At 38.2% G+C, this 19,728-nt stretch carries 23 protein-coding genes and 1 pseudogene; 17 read left to right on the forward strand and 7 right to left on the reverse strand.

Annotated elements, in window-relative coordinates; all coding sequences use genetic code 11:
• Positions 1 to 141: 141 nt before the first annotated feature.
• Together ACH0CI_RS08180 and ACH0CI_RS08185 are read right to left on the reverse strand one after the other, a co-directional pair.
• On the reverse strand, positions 142 to 555 hold the full coding sequence (locus ACH0CI_RS08180) for a DUF1259 domain-containing protein (protein WP_406901242.1): 414 nt from the start codon (positions 553 to 555) through the stop codon (positions 142 to 144).
• Positions 556 to 669: 114 nt separating this feature from the next.
• Positions 670 to 1,326 carry a DUF975 family protein gene (locus tag ACH0CI_RS08185; RefSeq protein WP_028414473.1) on the reverse strand — a complete coding sequence of 219 codons (657 nt, stop codon included), beginning with the start codon at positions 1,324 to 1,326 and terminating at the stop codon, positions 670 to 672.
• A gap of 285 nt (positions 1,327 to 1,611) precedes the next feature.
• Between ACH0CI_RS08185 and ACH0CI_RS08190 the strand changes: the two genes are divergently transcribed.
• From ACH0CI_RS08190 to ACH0CI_RS08210, 5 genes and pseudogenes are all read left to right on the forward strand, one after another.
• Positions 1,612 to 2,157, forward strand: coding sequence for a CBO0543 family protein (locus ACH0CI_RS08190; RefSeq protein ID WP_335707575.1), 546 nt, complete (start codon positions 1,612 to 1,614; stop codon positions 2,155 to 2,157).
• A gap of 107 nt (positions 2,158 to 2,264) precedes the next feature.
• Complete coding sequence (locus tag ACH0CI_RS08195; RefSeq protein WP_406901243.1) at positions 2,265 to 2,624, forward strand: nuclear transport factor 2 family protein; 360 nt, start codon at positions 2,265 to 2,267, stop codon at positions 2,622 to 2,624.
• An 86-nt stretch (positions 2,625 to 2,710) separates the two neighbouring features.
• The gene (gene lepB / locus ACH0CI_RS08200; RefSeq protein ID WP_025751067.1) at positions 2,711 to 3,271 is read left to right on the forward strand and encodes a signal peptidase I; all 561 of its coding nucleotides are present in this window, start codon (positions 2,711 to 2,713) and stop codon (positions 3,269 to 3,271) included.
• Positions 3,272 to 3,505: 234 nt separating this feature from the next.
• Positions 3,506 to 4,069 (forward strand): annotated as a pseudogene (locus ACH0CI_RS08205) (NAD(P)H-dependent oxidoreductase).
• Positions 4,070 to 4,373: 304 nt separating this feature from the next.
• Entirely contained in the window at positions 4,374 to 4,538 is a 165-nt protein-coding gene (locus ACH0CI_RS08210; protein WP_013057894.1) for a hypothetical protein, read from the forward strand.
• 81 nt (positions 4,539 to 4,619) lie between these two features.
• Here ACH0CI_RS08210 and ACH0CI_RS08215 read toward each other — a convergent pair whose 3' ends face one another.
• Positions 4,620 to 4,874 carry a hypothetical protein gene (locus ACH0CI_RS08215; protein WP_013057893.1) on the reverse strand — a complete coding sequence of 85 codons (255 nt, stop codon included), beginning with the start codon at positions 4,872 to 4,874 and terminating at the stop codon, positions 4,620 to 4,622.
• Positions 4,875 to 5,236: 362 nt separating this feature from the next.
• Here ACH0CI_RS08215 and ACH0CI_RS08220 point away from each other — a divergent pair, with 362 nt between their 5' ends.
• From ACH0CI_RS08220 to ACH0CI_RS08255, 8 genes are all read left to right on the forward strand, one after another.
• Positions 5,237 to 6,043 (forward strand): cell wall hydrolase, encoded by an 807-nt coding sequence (locus ACH0CI_RS08220; protein WP_028414468.1) that lies wholly within the window; start codon positions 5,237 to 5,239, stop codon positions 6,041 to 6,043.
• Positions 6,044 to 6,281: 238 nt separating this feature from the next.
• Positions 6,282 to 6,416, forward strand: coding sequence for a hypothetical protein (locus tag ACH0CI_RS08225; RefSeq protein ID WP_255219778.1), 135 nt, complete (start codon positions 6,282 to 6,284; stop codon positions 6,414 to 6,416).
• 230 nt (positions 6,417 to 6,646) lie between these two features.
• Complete coding sequence (locus tag ACH0CI_RS08230) at positions 6,647 to 7,597, forward strand: ABC transporter permease (protein WP_028414467.1); 951 nt, start codon at positions 6,647 to 6,649, stop codon at positions 7,595 to 7,597.
• Positions 7,590 to 8,537: an iron chelate uptake ABC transporter family permease subunit gene (locus ACH0CI_RS08235; protein ID WP_335387649.1), complete on the forward strand. Its 948-nt coding sequence runs from the start codon at positions 7,590 to 7,592 to the stop codon at positions 8,535 to 8,537. Before ACH0CI_RS08230 ends, ACH0CI_RS08235 begins: the two co-directional genes overlap by 8 nt.
• Positions 8,531 to 9,289, forward strand: coding sequence for an iron ABC transporter ATP-binding protein (locus ACH0CI_RS08240; protein WP_335387652.1), 759 nt, complete (start codon positions 8,531 to 8,533; stop codon positions 9,287 to 9,289). Before ACH0CI_RS08235 ends, ACH0CI_RS08240 begins: the two co-directional genes overlap by 7 nt.
• A gap of 23 nt (positions 9,290 to 9,312) precedes the next feature.
• Positions 9,313 to 10,269: a siderophore ABC transporter substrate-binding protein gene (locus ACH0CI_RS08245; RefSeq protein ID WP_406901244.1), complete on the forward strand. Its 957-nt coding sequence runs from the start codon at positions 9,313 to 9,315 to the stop codon at positions 10,267 to 10,269.
• A 332-nt stretch (positions 10,270 to 10,601) separates the two neighbouring features.
• Positions 10,602 to 11,456 (forward strand): manganese catalase family protein, encoded by an 855-nt coding sequence (locus ACH0CI_RS08250; RefSeq protein ID WP_335387654.1) that lies wholly within the window; start codon positions 10,602 to 10,604, stop codon positions 11,454 to 11,456.
• A 253-nt stretch (positions 11,457 to 11,709) separates the two neighbouring features.
• Entirely contained in the window at positions 11,710 to 11,850 is a 141-nt protein-coding gene (locus tag ACH0CI_RS08255; RefSeq protein WP_176343797.1) for a hypothetical protein, read from the forward strand.
• Positions 11,851 to 12,317: 467 nt separating this feature from the next.
• Here ACH0CI_RS08255 and ACH0CI_RS08260 read toward each other — a convergent pair whose 3' ends face one another.
• The 3 genes from ACH0CI_RS08260 to ACH0CI_RS08270 form a co-directional block, all read right to left on the reverse strand.
• Complete coding sequence (locus ACH0CI_RS08260; protein WP_406901245.1) at positions 12,318 to 13,397, reverse strand: PrsW family intramembrane metalloprotease; 1,080 nt, start codon at positions 13,395 to 13,397, stop codon at positions 12,318 to 12,320.
• Between the two features lie 239 nt (positions 13,398 to 13,636).
• Positions 13,637 to 13,885, reverse strand: coding sequence for a hypothetical protein (locus ACH0CI_RS08265; RefSeq protein ID WP_033580533.1), 249 nt, complete (start codon positions 13,883 to 13,885; stop codon positions 13,637 to 13,639).
• 22 nt (positions 13,886 to 13,907) lie between these two features.
• Positions 13,908 to 14,522, reverse strand: coding sequence for an NAD(P)-dependent oxidoreductase (locus ACH0CI_RS08270; protein WP_406901246.1), 615 nt, complete (start codon positions 14,520 to 14,522; stop codon positions 13,908 to 13,910).
• Between the two features lie 266 nt (positions 14,523 to 14,788).
• Here ACH0CI_RS08270 and ACH0CI_RS08275 point away from each other — a divergent pair, with 266 nt between their 5' ends.
• Complete coding sequence (locus ACH0CI_RS08275) at positions 14,789 to 14,965, forward strand: hypothetical protein (RefSeq protein WP_016764823.1); 177 nt, start codon at positions 14,789 to 14,791, stop codon at positions 14,963 to 14,965.
• A gap of 92 nt (positions 14,966 to 15,057) precedes the next feature.
• On the forward strand, positions 15,058 to 16,545 hold the full coding sequence (locus ACH0CI_RS08280; protein ID WP_335387664.1) for a hypothetical protein: 1,488 nt from the start codon (positions 15,058 to 15,060) through the stop codon (positions 16,543 to 16,545).
• A gap of 77 nt (positions 16,546 to 16,622) precedes the next feature.
• On the opposite strand, the gene ACH0CI_RS08285 is transcribed toward ACH0CI_RS08280, so the two are convergent.
• Positions 16,623 to 17,345, reverse strand: coding sequence for a DUF421 domain-containing protein (locus tag ACH0CI_RS08285; protein WP_406901247.1), 723 nt, complete (start codon positions 17,343 to 17,345; stop codon positions 16,623 to 16,625).
• Positions 17,346 to 17,672: 327 nt separating this feature from the next.
• Between ACH0CI_RS08285 and cspD the strand changes: the two genes are divergently transcribed.
• Together cspD and ACH0CI_RS08295 are read left to right on the forward strand one after the other, a co-directional pair.
• The gene (gene cspD / locus ACH0CI_RS08290; RefSeq protein ID WP_013057877.1) at positions 17,673 to 17,870 is read left to right on the forward strand and encodes a cold-shock protein CspD; all 198 of its coding nucleotides are present in this window, start codon (positions 17,673 to 17,675) and stop codon (positions 17,868 to 17,870) included.
• A 242-nt stretch (positions 17,871 to 18,112) separates the two neighbouring features.
• Complete coding sequence (locus ACH0CI_RS08295; RefSeq protein WP_310883943.1) at positions 18,113 to 19,690, forward strand: peptide chain release factor 3; 1,578 nt, start codon at positions 18,113 to 18,115, stop codon at positions 19,688 to 19,690.
• Positions 19,691 to 19,728 lie beyond the last annotated feature (38 nt).

The following is a 19,728-nucleotide window of genomic DNA, read 5'->3' on the forward strand; positions in this document are numbered from 1 at the left end:
ATGCAGCTTCTCAACAATACATAGCTCCCTTTTGTTAATGACTTAAAAGGTAAGGAGGTTTCCTTTAGCTATATTAGTAATCTATAGGTGTAAAAAACATCTCTCACCTCTCTAATGTACCCAAGAGACGTGTTTAATAAATTATTCCTTTGCCGGAACGGGAAGACTCTTGAGCGTTGTAAAACAAAAAGACATTTTTTTTGCAAAATGCAAAGGAGGCTCTACAGATTGAATATGAAGATACATAAGGACGGGTTCTGTAAAAAGCCAATGGTTATGCAAAGCGCTTACGATAAGACCTTGCCGCGCAGCAGCTTCTGTAAAACGAGGGATTTCTTCTTGTAAAATAGCAATCTCAGCCAAGTTTAACGCGTTTCCCTGCGCGTCTATCGCCTCAAATGATACGCCAACAGGAATGACAGAGCTGCTTTTCCGCCCTTGAACAGAAGCCTGGAAGCTTCTTTTAAGCGACACTGAGCATCCTGTTGGACTAACTTTGCTTTTAGCGTTTAAAATCTGGCCAAACTGCTGACATATCTCACTTGTAGTATACATATAAGCCCCTGCCTTTCTTCTATACTCTTAGTAAGCTTTATGACATAAGAGCTTCACTTATGCAAACCGTGTTCTTATAAAAAAATCCTCTTCACGATGAAGAGGATTTTTTTATTATTCAGCATGCGATGAACGTTCGTTTAACAAATTTTCATAAAAACGAGCAAGTGAAGCAGAAAGGTATGGAATAGACCATAAAAAGCCGATTCCTACTGTAATAATACTTAATAAAAACCAGCCAAGAAAGCTTAGCAGCAGCAGGAAGTACTGTCCTTTATAACCATTCATCAACCTACGGCTTTCTGTAATCGCTTGATTCATCGAGTAAGTAGGATTGTCTTTACAAATATAGTACGTTTGTGAATATGCCAGTGCTTTAATAATTCCAGGAATCAGTAAAAGCAGTGACCACAGCATCACATAAAGAGTCATAAGTACATAAATTCCTAATGACTTTACATAAAGGCCAAAGTCTTGGAATGTTTTAAACAAGTGCCCCAATCGAACAGATTCACCTCGTGCTAGACCTAAAAATGCCCAGTAGTTCGCCATCAGAAGAGGCGAGAAGACAATAGCAAAGGCAGTTGAAATCCATGAAGCGGAATCAGATTCATCTTTCATCCAATTGTCATAGCCGCCGCTTGCCACAATTTCAAATGGAATAGGCAGAAGCGTATATACTCCGTACGTCACCACTGTCAGTAGAATCGCAAGTCCCCAGCGATTCTTTAAAGAAGCTTTAGCTTCTCTTTTAATCGTACCGATGTTCATGTTGTTCCTCCTTTTTAATGTTGCAAAACAGTATCTTTTTGCTCGTATTAACATGTAAACCATGCACAATTGTTAATTTTGTATGAAATGAAAATAATAGTCAATAGGTTCTGAGATGAAAAGTAATGCTCCTGCGAAAAAAATTTACTAGACAGATAGAAATCGCTAAATAGGTACAATCTGCTTTTGAAGAAGGAGGAGGTGCAAAAGCACTGTGTGCGATGCTTTATTTTAGTATGAAGTGAAACCCTCATGGAAAGACTTGCTAAGATAGGAGGGATTTCTATGTTTGAAATGATTAAAATGATGCAACAAGTCTTAAACAAAAAGGAATTTTCTTATTGGGTTCATCAAGATCTTTTTAGTTTTCAATGGTGGCTCATAGTAGTGATAAATGCTCTTTTTCTGCTACTTTTTTACTTTTTTATTGATAGACAGCGCCTCTTTTTTATGCTTCTCGTTTTTTTTATCAGCTTTGACATAGTCGGTTTAGTAGATGAATTCGGGAAATTTTTTAACCTGTGGTGCTATCCTCACCAGATGCTGCCGTTTACAGATCGCTTCAATACGGTTGACTTTGCTATTATTCCGGTAAGTATCGCACTCGTCTACCAATTTTTCAGCAAATGGAAATTTTTCTTTATCGCACATATTATTACGTCTGCCGTTATTGCTTTTATAGGTATTCCGATATTCAAAGCGCTGTACTTGTACCAATTGCTGAACTGGTCGATGTTTTATTCATTTCTTACCGTATTCGTCATGGGAATTGTCGTGAAAATGATTAGCGATTGGATTGCGGGTAAGAAGAGAGGCTATGGCGTTAGCTAGACAAACAATACTCCTATCTATTTGAGATAGGAGTATTGTTTGTTTAAAGGAAAATGGCAGTATTCCTTTATAATGAATGTAAGAAAGAATGAGAGGAGACTGTGAAAGTGGAAAAAGCGAATATCACCCGAACATTTTATGAGTTAGAATGCAGCCACTTAAAATCAGAGATACGAACCTCTGCTAAAGAGCTTTCAAACATTCTTGCAGATGATTACGTGGAGTTTGGCAGCTCGGGCAGGGTATGGAAACGAGAAGATTACAATAACAATCATGTACTTTCGCCAGATGTATTTGAGATCTCTCATTTTCATGTAGACGTATTGTCTCCTGACTGTGTATTAACTACCTATCATCTTATGAACCATACGGCAGAAAAAAAGACGCTTCGCAGTTCTATTTGGCGAAAAAGAGAAGAAAAGTGGCTCTTGTTTTTCCATCAAGGCACAGTGACAAACGGTGAGTAATAAATAAGATTATTCGGTTATTATTATACTTTCCCTCTATTTGATGCTATGATGAAAGTATATTTTGACGTAAGGGATGTTTTGAAATGAGCAAAAATAACGTAAAAAAAGAAGTGTTTTCATGGATTAAGTCCATTGTTATTGCATTGGTTATTGTAGTGGGAGTTCGCCATTTTTTATTTGCGCCAACTACGGTTCACGGTGAATCGATGTATCCAACGTTTGAAGATTCAAATCGCGTTATTTTAAATAAAATCAGTGATGTTGATCGCTTTGATATGATTGTATTTCATGCACCGGATGCAGATGAAAATTATATTAAACGTGTAATTGGACTGCCAGGAGATACGGTAGAAATGAAAAACGACGTTCTGTATATTAACGGAAAAGCTTATAAAGAGCCGTATTTAAAAGAATCTAAAAAATCTCTTGCACCTAATGAAAAATTCACGGAAGATTTTACGCTTCAAACGCTGCCCGCAACTGATGGCAAAGTGAAAGTGCCGAAAAATTCACTGTTTGTAATGGGTGACAACCGTCCTGTAAGTCATGATGGACGAGCATTTGGCTTCATTCCACAAAAATCAGTGATCGGAAAAGTGCAGTTTCGCTACTATCCATTAAATGAAGTGGGCGAACCGAAATAAAAAAAGGGAAAAAGGCTGGCGAAATTTAATTCGCCAGCTTTTTTTATTGGGTTAAAAGAACTGATTTTAAAAAAACGATTTGCTTTATACAAGTTAAACATCTTCTAAGGAATCAGTAAATTAGACCTTATGTTACTTCAAAGTGAGAGGTAGTACTGATAGATAAGCAGTTTTTATGGGTACACAGATATATGAAGATAAAGAAGTAAGGATTTTGGAAAGGAGCAGGCCAGCATGAAAAACGTATTAATCATTAATGGACACGAGTATTATAAAAAGTCAAAAGGGGAGTAAAATCAGACGATTTTTAATGAAATGCAGCATTTACTCGCTGATCAATTTGACATTAAAACAACGGTGGTTGATAAAGGCTACGAAGTAGAAGAAGAAATTGAAAAGTGGCTATGGGCTGATGTTGTGATTATGCAGACGCCTATTTACTGGTTCAGTATTCCCGGAAAGTTTAAGCAATATATTGATTGCGTGTATATGGATAACATTTTCTTTAAAGGTTCCAATCAATACGGGCGAGGCGGCTTATTAACGGGGAAACAATACATGTTTTCTCTTACATGGAATGCGCCGGAGGCGATTTTTAACAATGACGAAGCTTTCTATGAAGGAAAAAGTTTAGACGAAGCCATTATGCATTTGCATAAAATGAATCAGTACGTCGGTATGAGTCCACTTCCAACATACTCTATTCACGATGTAGTTAAACATCCAAACATTGATCACTACAAGCATAAATTAGAAAGTCACGTGGCAGAAGTATTTGGAATAGGAGAGCATCGTTAAAAATAGAGTTGATCGTTTTCTGAGAGGCTCTATAGATTCTAGAAAAAAAACATAAAAAAGCGGCTTTATCTAAGATAAAGCCGCTTTTTTATGTGACAGTTTCAAACTTCAGGGTGTGAGGTGGGGTAGTTTTTGTTTACCCGTCTATATCCAAATAAAACAATCTAAATGATAATGAAGTAGAAATTATTTATTCCGTTTGTTTATAAATTGTTTAAATATAAGATGAAGCAGTTTAGCTTTGGAAAATAAGGGAAGAAGCATACTAACTTGCCTGTGTATATTTAGAAAAGGAGGGATAAAGATGTCGTTAGCTCATTTTGATGATATTTCAGAAATTTGCTATGCATGTGAAAAACAGCCTCTTGGGAAAAGACAAAAACGCATTGGCGTATGGACGGAAAAAGAAATGAGAAAGCCTGTTGAAGAGAGAGTAGAAAATCAGAAGGTGGTCGCACTTTCTCGTTAATGTAAAAAAGCCTTTAGCTCATCTAAAGGCTTTTTTACGTATTGGCGTTTGGACATGTGTGAAGGGTCATAGAAGCAATCGTTATAAATCTTCTAGTCTTTGAACTTTTTTGCCTTCTATTTTATGCTGTTCCATCGTTTCTTTTAACTCTTTGTTCGCCGTTGTCATGGTCGTTTCATTTGTTACGCCCATAAATGACCAGCCGTGAGATTCAAGCCAGTACTTGAATTCCCGCAAAAACTCTTCCTGCGTTCCCCCCGTATGATAAAAAGCTCCTTGAATCGTAATAGCCGGTTTTTCCGTATTATACGTTACATACATTTTATTTGCACACATCCAAATAGACCTCCTTTATTAATAAACAAACGTAAATTGACAAAGAAGCGCTGAATCATTCCTCAATAGTTACACTATTTCTCTATTTGACTGCTGTTTTCCTTTTTATCTCTGCGATTAATCATAATTAAATCAAGTTTTTTACAGAAAGAGGAATGTAAGTAAACAGATAAAAAGCTCGTTTCGCAATGAAATCGTCATATTTCTACATATTCTTTAAGGGTCATGTAAAAGTTGTAACATAATGAATGGCACTGTAAGAAACTTAATCCAATTAGAACAAATGTTACTGTTTTTTTTAATGAAAAGGCGAATCTATGTGCTAAGGTAATAACAGGTTCAAATTTTAGGAGGTAGTTTTTGTGAGTAAAAAACGTGTAAAAAAATGGGCAGTTGCTTCTGCAGCGTCTGTAGCATTTCTAGCAAGTCAAGGAACAGCATCAGCAGCAGCTTCGCACAAAGTCGTAAAAGGAGATACCTTGTGGGGGCTTGGCCAACAAAATGGGGTTACGGTAGATGAGCTGAAAGGCGCTAATAACCGCCAAAACGACATGATTTACGTTGGAGAAACATTAACGATTCCTGACCAAGGACAAGCACAATCTGCCGCTAGTCCGGCAACATCTGTACATACAGTAGCACAAGGTGAAACATTATATCATATTGCAACACAAAACGGCATGACTGTGGATCAGTTAAAAGCTGTTAACGGTTTACAAAGTGATATTATTACCATCGGACAAACATTAAAACTTCAAGGAGAAGCACCGGCGCCGGCACAAACTGCTCCGTCTACATCGGTTTCTGCACAAGATCAAGATTTACTAGCTAGATTAGTAGAGGCAGAAGCAAAAGGTGAGCCGTACCAAGGAAAAGTAGCGGTAGCAATTGTGGTATTAAACCGTGTAGCTTCACCGGAATTCCCAAATAGCATTCACGACGTTATTTATCAGCAGCTAGGAAACGGCGTATATCAATTTTCGCCAGTAGCAAACGGAGCAATTAATCAACCTGCATCAGAAGAATCAAAACGAGCGGTAAGCGAAGCATTATCAAACCCTCATGAAAACGATGCGCTGTTTTTCTATAATCCGAAAATCGCTGAAAGCCAATGGGTTGCAACGCAGCAAGTAACGGCAGTTATCGGAAACCATGTATTTGCAAAATAAGTAGATTTCTTTCAAATATAAACATATATTTCATATATATGTAATATTCATACAAAGAGTCTGCTACAAAAGTATCTTGGTTAAAGTAAAATCCAAACTATTAATATTGATAGTTTGGATTTTTTTGTTATGGTGAACGTAGGTGTCGTATATGTAGAGGTACTTCTAGCTGTTGATTGGAGGGTAAGGAGAAGACTCCTGGGGAGAAAACGGAACAAATGAGACCCCGCAGGAGCCCATGCAAAGAGGAGGCTTATCGGCCGCCCGTGGAAAGCGAGGCCTTGCACGGAAATCAACAGCGGTGAAACAAGCAGTCCAGATCATTTATTCCTATTATTCGTCTTTAAATGAGGGCGAGTTAGGTATGTTTTAATCTCTTATGTATGAAGAGAGAAATAGCTCTTTTTAAGTTTAATTGAACCTTAAAATGCCTTAACAGATCCATCTGTTAAGGCATTTTTTTGCTTTAATTTTAAGAAAACCATTGATTATTTAGAGAATAATGGTATTATAGGGGTAGTCAATTGATAATGATAATCATTTACATATGATATAGAGGAGGAGATAACTAGACTTCTAGATGAAAGAAAGGAGCAAGGAAAGTTGAAGTTTTATCAGTTAATTCTTGTGTTTGCTGTACTAGCGGTTTCGTCTCTTTTTGTAGGAGTACAAGACCTGTCAGCGATGGATCTGTTTCATTTAACAAAAGAAGAAAGCCAAACGCTGTTTTTTAGTCGTTTTCCTAGGCTTTTGAGTATTATTATGGCGGGAATGAGCCTTAGTATTTGCGGATTAATTATGCAGCAAATTACGCGAAATAAGTTTGTCTCTCCAACAACTGCAGGAACGATGGACTGGGCAAGACTTGGTGTGTTGATTTCTCTACTAGTATTTGCTTCAGCAAGTCCTCTATTAAAAATGAGCATTGCTTTCATTTTCTCACTTGCGGGCAATCTATTGTTTATGAGAATACTAGACAGAATTAAATTTAACGATACGATTTATATTCCACTAGTTGGTTTAATGCTCGGCAGTATCGTAAGTTCCCTAGCTACCTTCATCGCTTACAAATACGATTTGATTCAAAACCTTTCTTCATGGCTGCAAGGCGACTTTTCGCTAGTAGTCAAAGGGCGATATGAACTTTTATACCTGAGTATACCGCTCTTAATAATTGCTTATCTTTACGCAGATAAGTTCACGGTTGCTGGTATGGGAGAAAGCTTTTCAATCAATTTAGGCGTGAAATACAAACAAATCGTAAACATTGGATTAGTCATTGTTTCGCTTATTACGTCGATTACGATTTTGACCGTTGGCATGCTGCCTTTTTTAGGATTAATCATCCCAAATATCGTATCGATTTACCGTGGAGATCATTTGCGAAAAAGCCTGCCTCATACAGCGGTGCTTGGAGCTGTGTTCGTACTGGCGTGCGATATTTTAGGCAGAGTCATTATTTTCCCTTATGAAGTTTCTATTGGGTTAATGGTCGGTGTAATAGGAAGTGCGATCTTTCTTTTTATGCTGATAAGGAGAGGTCGTTATGCATAACAAATATAAAATTATTATTCTCGCCGCGCTGGCTATTTTGTCGGCTGCGCTGTTTATCAGCTACGATTTAGGCTACTGGCAGTACACGCTGCCGCGAAGAATTGAAAAAGTCGCTGCGATTGTTTTAACCGGAGGAGCAATTGCGTTTTCATCCGTTATCTTTCAAACGATTACCAATAATCGAATTCTAACTCCTAGTATTCTAGGACTGGATTCACTGTATTTATTTCTGCAAACATTTATTGTGTACATCTTTGGCTCGACGAATATTGTCATCATGAACAAAAATCTTAACTTTCTTCTTTGCGTTTCGCTGATGATTATCTTTTCGGTCTTGCTTTACATACTGATGTTCAAAAAAGCCGGTAAGAATATTTTCTTTATTTTACTGGTTGGAATTGTGTTCGGCACGTTATTTAAAAGCATGTCTTCATTTATGGAAATGCTGATTGATCCGAATGAATTTCAAATTGTACAAGATAAATCATTTGCAAGCTTTAACAATATCAATACTGATTTACTATACATAGCAGCGGTTATTTTTATCCTGCTTGGCATTTACGTATGGCGTTTTACCTCCATTTTTGATGTTCTGTCGTTAGGAAGAGAACATGCGGTAAATTTAGGTATTGATTATGACAGGCTTGTCAAAAAAATGCTGATTGTGATCGCCATTTTTGTCTCAGTGGCCACAGCTTTAGTTGGGCCGATTACCTTTCTTGGACTGCTTGTTGTGAACCTTGCGAGAGAGCTGTTCAAAACGTACAAGCACACCTATCTAATGATGGGATCACTGCTGCTTAGTGTTATAGCCCTCGTCGGAGGAGAATTTATTGTTGAAAAAGTGTTCACCTTCAGCACCACGCTGAGCGTCATCATTGACTTTGCCGGCGGAATTTACTTTATTTATTTGCTGCTAAAGGAGAATAGATCATGGTAGAAGTAACAAATGTCAGTAAAAAATACGGAGAAAAAACCGTTTTAGAAAAAACATCTGTGGTGATTCCAAAAGGGAAAATCACGTCATTTATCGGCCCAAACGGAGCGGGGAAAAGTACGCTGCTTTCCATTATGAGCCGTCTTATTAAAGCCGACTCAGGATCAATATCAATAGAAGGAAAAAATATAGAGAATATTGAAAGCTCGGATTTAGCCAAAAAAATGAGCATTTTAAAACAGTCCAATCAGCTGAATATCAGACTTAGCGTACGTGAACTCGTAAATTTTGGCCGGTTTCCTTATTCAAAAGGCCGGTTAACAAAAAGCGATGAACAAGCGGTTGATCAGGCGCTGAGTTATATGAAGCTTGAAAGTATTCAAGATAAATACTTAGATGAACTGAGCGGAGGACAGTGTCAGCGAGCTTTTATCGCTATGGTCATCGCACAGGACACAGAGTATATCTTCTTAGATGAACCGCTCAATAACTTAGATATGAAGCATTCTGTTGAAATTATGAAGCTGTTGAAACGTCTCGTAGAAGACTTAGGCAAAACCATTGTGATTGTCATTCACGATATTAATTTTGCGTCTGTCTATTCGGATTACATCGTGGCGCTTAAAAACGGTGAAGTGATCCGTGAAGGCCCAACAGAAACCATCATTCAAACATCTGTATTAAAGGATATATACGATATGGATATTCCAATCGAAACGGTTGGCGGACAGCGTATTTGCGTTTATTTTTCATAAAATTTATTCATGAGGTGACAAAAGTGAAAAAAGTGTTAGTAATGTTTGTAGCAGTCTTAACGGCGATTGTTGTGGCCGCTTGCGGTAATCAAGGAGCAAAAGAAACAACAGGTGGAGAAAGTAAGCAAAAAGAGACGGTAACAGTAACCGATCAGTTCAATAAAGACGGAATTAAAATTAAGAAAAATCCTAAAAAAGTTGTAGTATTCAGCATGGGTGCACTTGATACACTAGATAAACTAGGGGTTGAAGTAGCAGGCTTACCAAAACAAGCGATTCCTGAGTATTTATCAAAGTATCAAGATGATAAGTATGCGAATGTAGGGGGCTTAAAAGAACCTGATTTCGAAAAGATTGCAGAACTAAAGCCAGACTTAATTATTATTCAAGGCCGCCAAGCAGATTCATTTGATGAATTTTCAAAAATTGCGCCGACGATCTATATCGATACGGACAACCAGCACTATATGAAGTCATTTAAAGAAAACACAAAAGTACTAGGACAAATTTTTGATAAAGAAGATCAAGCGAAAAAAGAGCTAGCAGCAATTGATAAGCAAATTGCAGATTTGAAAAAACAAGCGGACAAACTAGATAAAAAAGCGCTTGTAATGATGGCAAATGACAGCAAAATGACAGCGTTTGGTCCAGGGTCTAAATACGGATTAATTCATGATGTATTTGGTATCAAAGAAGCAGACGACAGCCTAGATCCATCGGCTAAGCACGGTCAAAGCATTGCATATGAATATTTAGTTAAGCAAAACCCGGACTACTTATTCGTGGTTGACCGCGGCGCAGCAATTGGTGAAAAATCATCTGCTAAACAAATTGTTGAAAATGAGTACGTAAAAGAAGTCAATGCAGTGAAAAACAATCACGTTGTGTATCTTGATCCAGGTCTTTGGTATTTATCTGGAGGAGGCCTTGAGTCAATGGCAGGCATGATTAAAGAAATCAAAGCAGGGATAGAGAAGTAATAGAAAAAAAGAGCTGGGTTTGACCAGCTCTTTTTTTTTTTTTGCATTTAAAGTATTCAGGGTTCCCTGACTGTAAAAAGACCGCTACGAGCAGTTTTTTGCTTATAACAAAGGGTGCTATCCACGTGTTTCAATGAAGTTGTCTTTTAACTACCCAGAATAAAAAGGTCGCATATGGAAACAGTAGTCATGTGCACATGTTTGAAAGAGGGCACGTTAAAATATGTTAAGAAGAAAAGCAATAGATGCTGTAAGTGAAAATCCTATAGCGGACAAAAATCTACATAAGTTAGTTCAAAAAACAAGCAATGTCAATAAAAGGAGTGTTTGATATGTACTATTACAAAGAAGGATTAATTAATGGCATTAAACCGGATAAGCCCGATCCTGCGGCCGCGAAGGTACTGCAAGAAGCCTTAGGCGGTCAGTTTGGTGAAATGCGAACGATGATGCAATATTTCTTCCAAAGCTCTAACTTCAGAGGAAAAGAAACGCAGTACCGAGATTTAATGAAAGGCGTTTTTTTAGAAGAAATAGCTCACGTAGAACTCGTTCAAAATACCATTAATGCATTGTTAGATGAATCTGGCGGAGCTGGGGTAGGAAGTCAAGGTTCAGATCAGGCTCCTCTTGATGAAGCTGTAAAACACGCTAATCCTCATCACTATATCATGGGGGCTCAAAGCTCACTGCCAGTGGATGCGGGCGGAAATCCATGGAACGGCTCATGGGTTTACAATCACGGAAATCTAGCGGCTGATTTGCTCAATAACGTTGTATTAGAATCAACCGGTGTATTACAAAAAACAAGAATATACGAAATGAGTTCTAACCAGACGTTAAGAGAAACGCTGGGCTTCTTAATTGTTCGCGATAATGCTCATCAAAATGCATTCGCTAAAGCACTCGAAACATTAGGAGTAGATTGGGGAAAACTCTTCCCTATACCAAATTACGATATTAACAAATATCCTGAATGCAGAAAATTTGTCGAAATGGGCTATCATAACACACAATTTGATTTTAGGTTAGATCCGCACCGAATGGGAGAAATATTCCAAGGGCAGACGCCAAGCAGAAATGGCGGAGGCTTGAGCGTAACGCCTCCACCGGAAGCTTTTCCCGTTCCTCACTTATCTGAAATGCCAAATGAACACGCTCCAGGTCTTGGAGACATGAACGCATAAAAGTATGCAAATTAGCTTTAGTGAATTAGAGTTAAAGCAAATAAAAAACATTGACTGAGAGCTAGTAGTCAATGTTTTTTTATGTTTCTTCAGCTGTCATTCCTCTAAATGCAAGAACATACCACCGTTTACATAAACTCGGGATAAGAGGTTGTTTTACATCTATTTGTGAATTTACTTGTTTTTTATAAGAAGAAAAGGGAATACTTTCTTTAATCGCTTGCGATAGAAAGTTAATAAGGGGCATGCTGCTATGAGTAGTCAACAAGATGAATTTTTATTTAAAAGAGAGCTCTATCGCTTAGTACAAGAATACAAACGCTGTAAAGCTGAAGAAATTAGACGGGCAATTAAAAAGGATATTCTTCTTTTGAAGAAGGTTATAAATAACTGAAATAGACAAAAACTAGAAAAAAGCTCATGTTAGTTAATAAATGAGCTTTTTTGCCTGCTTTAAACTTGTTCAAACGAATTAGTATGTCTGTAAATGGTCTTGGGAAGAGTATGGATCATGTTAAACAGAGCTAACGCAGTTGTTTCTGATTCTTCATAACGATAAATGATATCGTTTTCAACATCGCAGATTTGAAAACTGTTTAATTGTTTTGAATAACTTAGTGTAAACCTATTGGCAAGAGTATGAGTAATGTCGCTATCTCTATAATTTACTAAATTTGCTATCATATGCTTAATTTCAGTTAGGTTCATCCACCAAGTCACCCTTTCATGTTATTTAGGTTATCATACCATGTCCAGGTAATTTGAATACTGTTTTTTACAATTTGTAACAACAATTTTTAAAATGAAACATAAAGGTAACAAAAAGTTAAAACGAGCAGCTTAACGTACGCTGAATATTTCCTATGAGGGTGTAGGCTTTTCTTTGTAATAGGTCAACTCCAGCTTTTTATCCGCGATTTCTTTTAGCCCAATACGAATCATACTGAATACCAAAATCCATAATATAACCGTTAAAATCGTATGTCCCGCTGGGAAAATACCTAGTATAGGTGAGTCCCAAAGAGCGTGCATAAAAACGACAAGCAAAAATACACCGAGAAATTTGGGCTTTATCAACATGTTCCACTGAAATTTCTTATCTCCTTGCACGATGCAGATGGCAGCGCCAGTCAAGGCAGCCCAAGCCACATGTCCTCCAGGAGCAAAAATACTGCGCCAAAGTATTGTAGAATAAAGCATGTGAAAGCTGCCGGAAAGAAGTGCCCGTAAAGCATAGCCAGCGGTTTCAAAAGCAGCAAAACCAGCTCCTATTGCAGCTCCCAAAAGGAGTCCGTTAAGGATATATCTATATTTAAGATTGCGCACAAAATAAATAACCGCGATAACTTTAGCCAGTTCCTCGCATATTCCAATCACGATCACGTTTGTGTTATTTCCAAGAATATCATAAAACACAAGTGCTAATAAAAGTGAAAGGATTCCGCCAATGAAAACGACATAAACAATTTTGTAAATAGCAATATTCTGCGGAGCGTTCATTTCCCAAAAGAAAATAAGCGTAGTAAATGGCACTGCAAAAGCACCGACTACAATAAGACCGGGTATAAAGTTGATGTTTTCGAATAAGCTTACGCCTAGATATAGTCCTAAGTATGCGACAAGCGCAATAAGAAAGACCCTTGCAAAAAGCCAAGGCTTTGGCCATGTATTTACAACCTCTTCTATTTTGGGAGTCGTAAGCCCTGTTCCTACAATAAAAAGCCGTTCAGCTTCCATTTCACTGTGCTGTCGGAAGACTCGAGAGAATATATTTCGAAATTTAGGTTCAACCGAACGTTCATTTCTTGGAATTTTATCAACACGATGGGCAAACAAGTAGAATATGCTGTAGTTTTCATCGGGGTCCACGATTTCATGGCCGCAATTTAAGCAGAATTTTACCCCTTCCGAATTAGAATAAGCGCAATGGGGGCATTTCATTTATCTTCCTCCTCTTTCTTTTGACGCTTGTCTTACGATATCTTCTACATCTATTATGTGAGTTGATGAAAAAAAGCATAAGAGGGTTTGGCAGGTAATTTGCTTAAATAATGGAATGGTACAGAAGCTATTGCTGAAAGAAACCCCATGAAAGCTAAAAAGGGCTGCGTCATAAGGCGAATATTCGACTTACAGCACAGCCCTTTATATGATTAAAAATGTGGATGATTATAATGCTACTACGCAATAAAAAAGCTTCCTGAAATAAAAATGATGACACCAATGACCATCATTAATGTTTCGCGGTCTTTTTTTCCTGTTTTTTTATTAGCAGGAAGCAGCGATTTTGAAAGAGGCTTCGCAAAAATGATGACAAGCATGCAAACAGCAGCAAAGATGCCAAGCGCCACTTGAAAATTACCTTCAATAAAGACGCATGCCATTAAAAGTACAAGACTTATTTTTAGAAAAATTTTTGATAGGTTCACTATCAACACTCCTTTAGAACACTTAATACGAAAGACTTAGTGATTTTTTTATGTGTCTGTTGTTTTCTAAGGCTTGAAGGAGAAAATGAGCGACATCAGAACGGCTGATGTTGCGTCCGTTTTCTGGTATGCTAGCTTCTCCTATACGATAATACGTGGTTAACGGACCGCTAGTTAGACCCATTGGCCGAGCAACGGTCCAGTCGAGTCCGCTTACCTTCAAGAGCTTCACGGCTTCGTGATGGTCGCGAAGCACATTTTTTAAAATACGCTGAGCAAGCCACCCCGTCATGCCTGGAATTTCTCCGTCGATTCCGGCTGAAGCCGTGTAGGCGATACGCTGAATTCCGTTTTCCTTCATACATTGAATCAGCAGATTTGTCGTTTCTACTAAAAGGGTAGAATGCCCTAGATTTTCGGTTCCCAGACAAGAAATGACTGCATCACACCCTCGCATAGCCTGACACACTTCATAATAATCAAGCACGTCGCCTTGTATGATGTGTACATTCGCATGCGTTACCTTAAGTTTAGATGGATTTCGCACAAAAGCTTTTACATAATGTCCGTTTTTAATCGCTTGCTTGATTACTTCCTGTCCGGTCCTGCCGCTTGCGCCAATCAAAAAAATGTTCATACGATCAACCCTTTCGTTTCAATGTAGGTAGTAAAAACGAAATTTTCTTTTACCATAACACATTTTTCTCGATTTAGCTTGTCAAAACATAAAAGCTGCTTACGAGATTCACCAAAGTAAGAGGTATCCTCTGTTCTTTTTTAAAACTTATGTCATAGACTGTCTAGAAAACAGAGAAATGTACGAACGGTTTATAAAGGTGTTTAATGCTAGAGAAGCGAAAGGGTATTATAAGAATAAGGGACGAACAGAAGGGGCGATGCACGATGAAAAAATCGGTAAGCCGAGCACGTGTTATCATAGTACTAATAGGTTTTCCGCTCATCTTTCTCATTATGGCGCTTGTGACCGGTGAGTGGCGATATATGACCTGGACCATTCCGCCTGCGCTGATGTCATGTTGGACGGCACTTTTTGTATTAAGGAAACAAGAAGAAAGATAACAGGAAATTTGAACTATTGCATCGAATTTATAGAAAAAGTATAAAATGATAGAAAGCTATAGTAAGAAAATTTAATGAAGGACGGTGTGAAGATGAACGGACAACAGTTATTGTATGGGTTGCTTACGTCTAAAGGCGATATCCTAAGAGCTGCTTATGTGTTATGTGACCACCGCATTTATACGGAAATGTCAGCACAGTATCAGCAAACGGAGCATACGGATTTTCAAGCATCATTGGTAGAAGAAATGAAATTGCTTGAAAAACAGCCTGAAGTAGACATGCATCTGCATATTTTGCTTGAAATGGCGAAGTTTTTTGAACTTCCGGTTTCTCATGCTACAACAAACGGCGAGCTGTACGAGTTAAGCGATAACATTGGAAATTTGCTTGTGTCTAAATACAATGAGCTGTTTTCAATTGCACGCTGTCATACGCTAGAAGACGTAATGCGCCATCAAATCCGACTGTTCTTTCATCTAATCGATTCGCAATACATGATTGCTACAAATCGTCAGCAAGCTGTGTTTCAGCAGCAGCTAATGAATTGGATTGAGCAGCTTCCTCCCATGTATCAAGAAAGAATGATTGATGTATTAGGAGAACATCAGCAGGCAGCGCTTGTGAAATTGCTGCAAAAAAAAGGGACAATCGAGCTATACAAACAGCTTCCTCCGCACGCATACCCTGCTATTTCAGGCCTTTTGGCAACCGTAATGAGTATCTTTATTCCCGTTAATTACCCGCCAGCACTCCTATTTAGTATGAATGCGCCGCTTTTTTTAATGGCCAGCTTTGAAAGTCATGAAATTATTGCAAAACGCAAAGAAGCTGGAACGTTTTTACCGCTGTTATTAGTAGTTGTTCAGCTGATGTGGACGTACAAGCTTGAGCATCAGGATGAGCTGTTGAATTATCAGTCTCTATTGATCAAGTGGTCATCTGTACACACAACGTATCAAGATTATGTAAAAAAGAAAGAGCAGTCACTGTTTGACCGTGAACGGTTAGACAACTTTATTTATAAGACAGAGCAGTATGTTAAGCAGCTCCGCGCTACGGAGAAAAAAACGGTGAAACAAATTGAAACGCTCAAAACAGCCATTCGCCATCAGCTTGATGAAATGAACCTCACATCATTAAACGGAGGACTTGTTCTTCAAAAAATGATTGAAGAGCATGAATCATTAAAACAGGATGTAGAAGAACTGCAGCGCAAGCTTTCGATTAAAGGTGACTTTTTCTCTAAAGTAAGGCTGACGTTCCGTTCTGCAGAACGAGCTGTCAAAAGCAAAGTGAAAGAAGTAGAGCGTAAAAAAGTGCTTATGCAAATGACGGACTTTATTTTAGCAAATCGCTTGCCCGTATGCGTGGATATTCAAAATGAAATTTATGATTATCAAGACGAGCTGACGACGACGATTTTTCAAGTTAATCAGCAGGTCGAGCTGCTTGAAGAAACAAAACAAAGCCGCCAGCTAGCCGATGCGAAAGTACGCCGCTATGATCAAGAAATAAAGCGATTTGAACGGAACTACTACGGCTTAAAAGAAGGAACCGTTGAAGAGCTGGCACAGTAAAACTGGGACAAACGTATTTTATCCGAACGAGTTTGATTCTTTATGGAGAATCAAGCTCGTTTAGTTATGTCTCAATCTTATTCTCTGTCTGTAGGAGCGGATAGCTTATCTTTATACTCATCTACATAGAGCATGCCGTTTGTTGACACAACTGCATACAGCACTTGGTTCAACTGAAGCTGACGATTTGAAAGCTCAAGGTTGATCCACTGTTCGGTATATTGAGATGTTAAATTTTTATGAATGATTTCTCCATCCATGATGAGTTCTACCGGTAAACTCATTTCTTTAAACGGCTTAGACAAAACGTCCTGTTTGGCAATGTTTTGATAAGCAGTTTTCTTTAACACCGACAGTTTTCCGCTTACTTCTAAAACAGCAAATTCTACTTCAGCAATATTGAACGTTCCTAGTTCTCGTAAATGCTGATTCAAGTCGTCAATAGAATATTTGACTTTTTTCATATTTGCTTCAAGCAGCTTTCCTTTTTCCATAATAACCGTCGGGCGTCCTGTAATCCATTTTCGCAAGCGCCTGCTTTTTAGAGCTGTTGATGCTAAAAGAAAATGAATGGCTACAAGAAAAGCAAAAGAAGCGAACATCGGCAGAAATTTTAATTTTAAATCAAATCCCATATTTGCGATGAACGACCCAATAATGATGGACATCGCAAATGTAAAATGATTATTATGCGTGTTAATTTGTTTTCCAATCAGGAAAGTTGTAATGCTTAAAATAATAAAAGAAACAAAGGTCCTAAGAAGGGACATGAGAATGTCTTCCATAGGTTGTGATGTCACCTGCTTTCTCATAAATAGAAAGAGTATCTATCTCTATAGCGTTATCCATTTAAAGGATCGTTATACAAGAAAAAACATCAAGAAGAAGGGCGGCTAATGCGTTCACATTCGGCAGCTTAAAAAGGGGTAGAAAGGCTGTAGGTAAGGGATAGAAGCAAACAAAAAGAATGTGCAAATTCCTTTGAAATTTTTTTGAGGATTTGTTACAATAAAGGTGCTTATTTTTGTTCGGTAAGGATAGTTCGAAGTGTTCGTCTTGACTTATTGTAAGAGCAGGAATAGAGTAATACACAATGTGTGGATTGTCACACAAGGAGGAAAAGAGATATGTTACAAGGTAAAGTAAAATGGTTCAACGCTGAAAAAGGTTTCGGTTTTATCGAAGTAGAAGGACAAGACGATGTATTCGTTCATTTCTCTGCTATCCAAGGCGAAGGTTTCAAAACTTTAGAAGAAGGTCAAGAAGTTACATTTGAAATCGTTGAAGGCAACCGTGGACCACAAGCTGCTAACGTTCAAAAGTAATTTTTTTTATAAAGTTTAATCCGATCAGCAGAACGTTTCTCTGGTCGTTCGTTAAACTAAACTGGGAGAAGGCCCCTTTTATAAAAGGGGTCTTTTCTTGTTCGCTTTTTACACCTTGTTGACGATTTCTTTGATTTTGCAGAAGTATTCAAATATGAAAAAAACTAGTCACGCAGTATAAAAAAAGCGTATAATGAAATGATGAAAATAGGAATTGTAGAGCAGAAAGGATTTTAAAACGTATGAACAACCAACTTCAAGAAACGATGGTCGATTCACGTCGTACATTCGCCATCATTTCTCACCCGGATGCCGGGAAAACAACGTTAACAGAAAAAATGCTGTTACTGGGCGGAATGATTCGTTCAGCCGGAACGGTTAAAGGAAAAAAATCAGGCAAGTTTGCTACATCTGACTGGATGGAAATTGAAAAACAACGTGGAATTTCAGTTACATCAAGTGTTATGCAGTTTGAGTATAAAGATCACTTTATTAACATCTTGGATACACCAGGACACGAAGACTTCAGTGAGGATACGTATCGTACCTTAACAGCTGTAGACAGTGCGGTCATGGTTATTGACGGAACAAAAGGAATTGAAGCACAAACGCTTAAGCTTTTTAAAGTTTGTCGTATGCGCGGTATTCCCATCCTAACGTTTATCAATAAATTAGACCGTGAAGGAAAAGAGCCGCTTGAGCTGCTTGAAGAAATTGAAGATGTACTTGGTATCGAATCATACCCTGTAACGTGGCCAATTGGCATGGGGAAACGATTCCAAGGAACGTATGACCGTTTTTCAAAGCAAATTGAAGTGTATCAAGGAAACAAAGAGTCTTATTTTGCAGACTTTGACGGTGAAAATATCGACGATGAAATTAAAAAACACGTCGATGAAATGTATTTACCAGGCTTAGTGGATGATTTATCTCTATTAGACGAAGCAGGTAATGATTTTTCAATTGAAAAAGTAAAGCAAGGCTTATTAACGCCTGTTTTCTTCGGAAGTGCGATTGCGAACTTCGGCGTACAGTCTTTCTTTAATTCATTTTTACAATTAACATCACCGCCGCAGCCTCGTGAATCAACGAATGGCACCGTTCAGCCTACCGATGAAAACTTCTCAGGTTTCATCTTTAAAATTCAAGCGAACATGAACCCAGCTCACCGCGACCGCATTGCGTTCGTACGCGTATGTTCAGGAAAATTCGAGCGTGGAATGAACGTAACATTAGCAAGAACGAACCGCAAAATGAAGCTAGCGCAGTCTCATCAGTTCTTGGCCTCAAGCCGTGAAACAGTAGACACAGCGTATCCAGGGGATATCATTGGCTTGTATGACTCAGGTACGTATCAAATTGGCGATACCATTGTAGGAGAGGGAAAAGTATTCGAATTCGACGCTCTTCCAAAGTTCCCGCCTGAACTGTTTGTAAAAGTTCGTGCGAAAAACGCAATGAAATCCAAGCACTTTGAAAAAGGAATTAATCAGCTTGTACAAGAAGGGGCGGTACAGCTTTACCGTACGCCGTTCTTTGGAGATTATATTTTAGGAGCAGTCGGTGAACTTCAGTTCCAAGTATTTGAACATCGTATGAAAGGTGAGTACAATGTCGATCTTGAATTCACACGCATGTCTCACAACATTGCAAAATGGGTAGACAAAGCAACAATTGAAGATCGCATGCTAGATTCTCGCGTGATGCTAGTAGAAGATCGTGATAAGCATGCTGTTCTTATGTTTGAAAACGATTTTGTATGGCGTTTGTTCCAGGACAAATATCCATCTGTTAAATTCCTAGATCCGTTTAATCTATAAAAGAGTATAAAAAAAGGAAAACGATACATACTACTTTC

Source organism: Priestia sp. 179-F W1.4 NHS, from assembly GCF_045369295.1.
Classification (GTDB): Bacteria; Bacillota; Bacilli; order Bacillales; family Bacillaceae_H; genus Priestia; species Priestia zanthoxyli.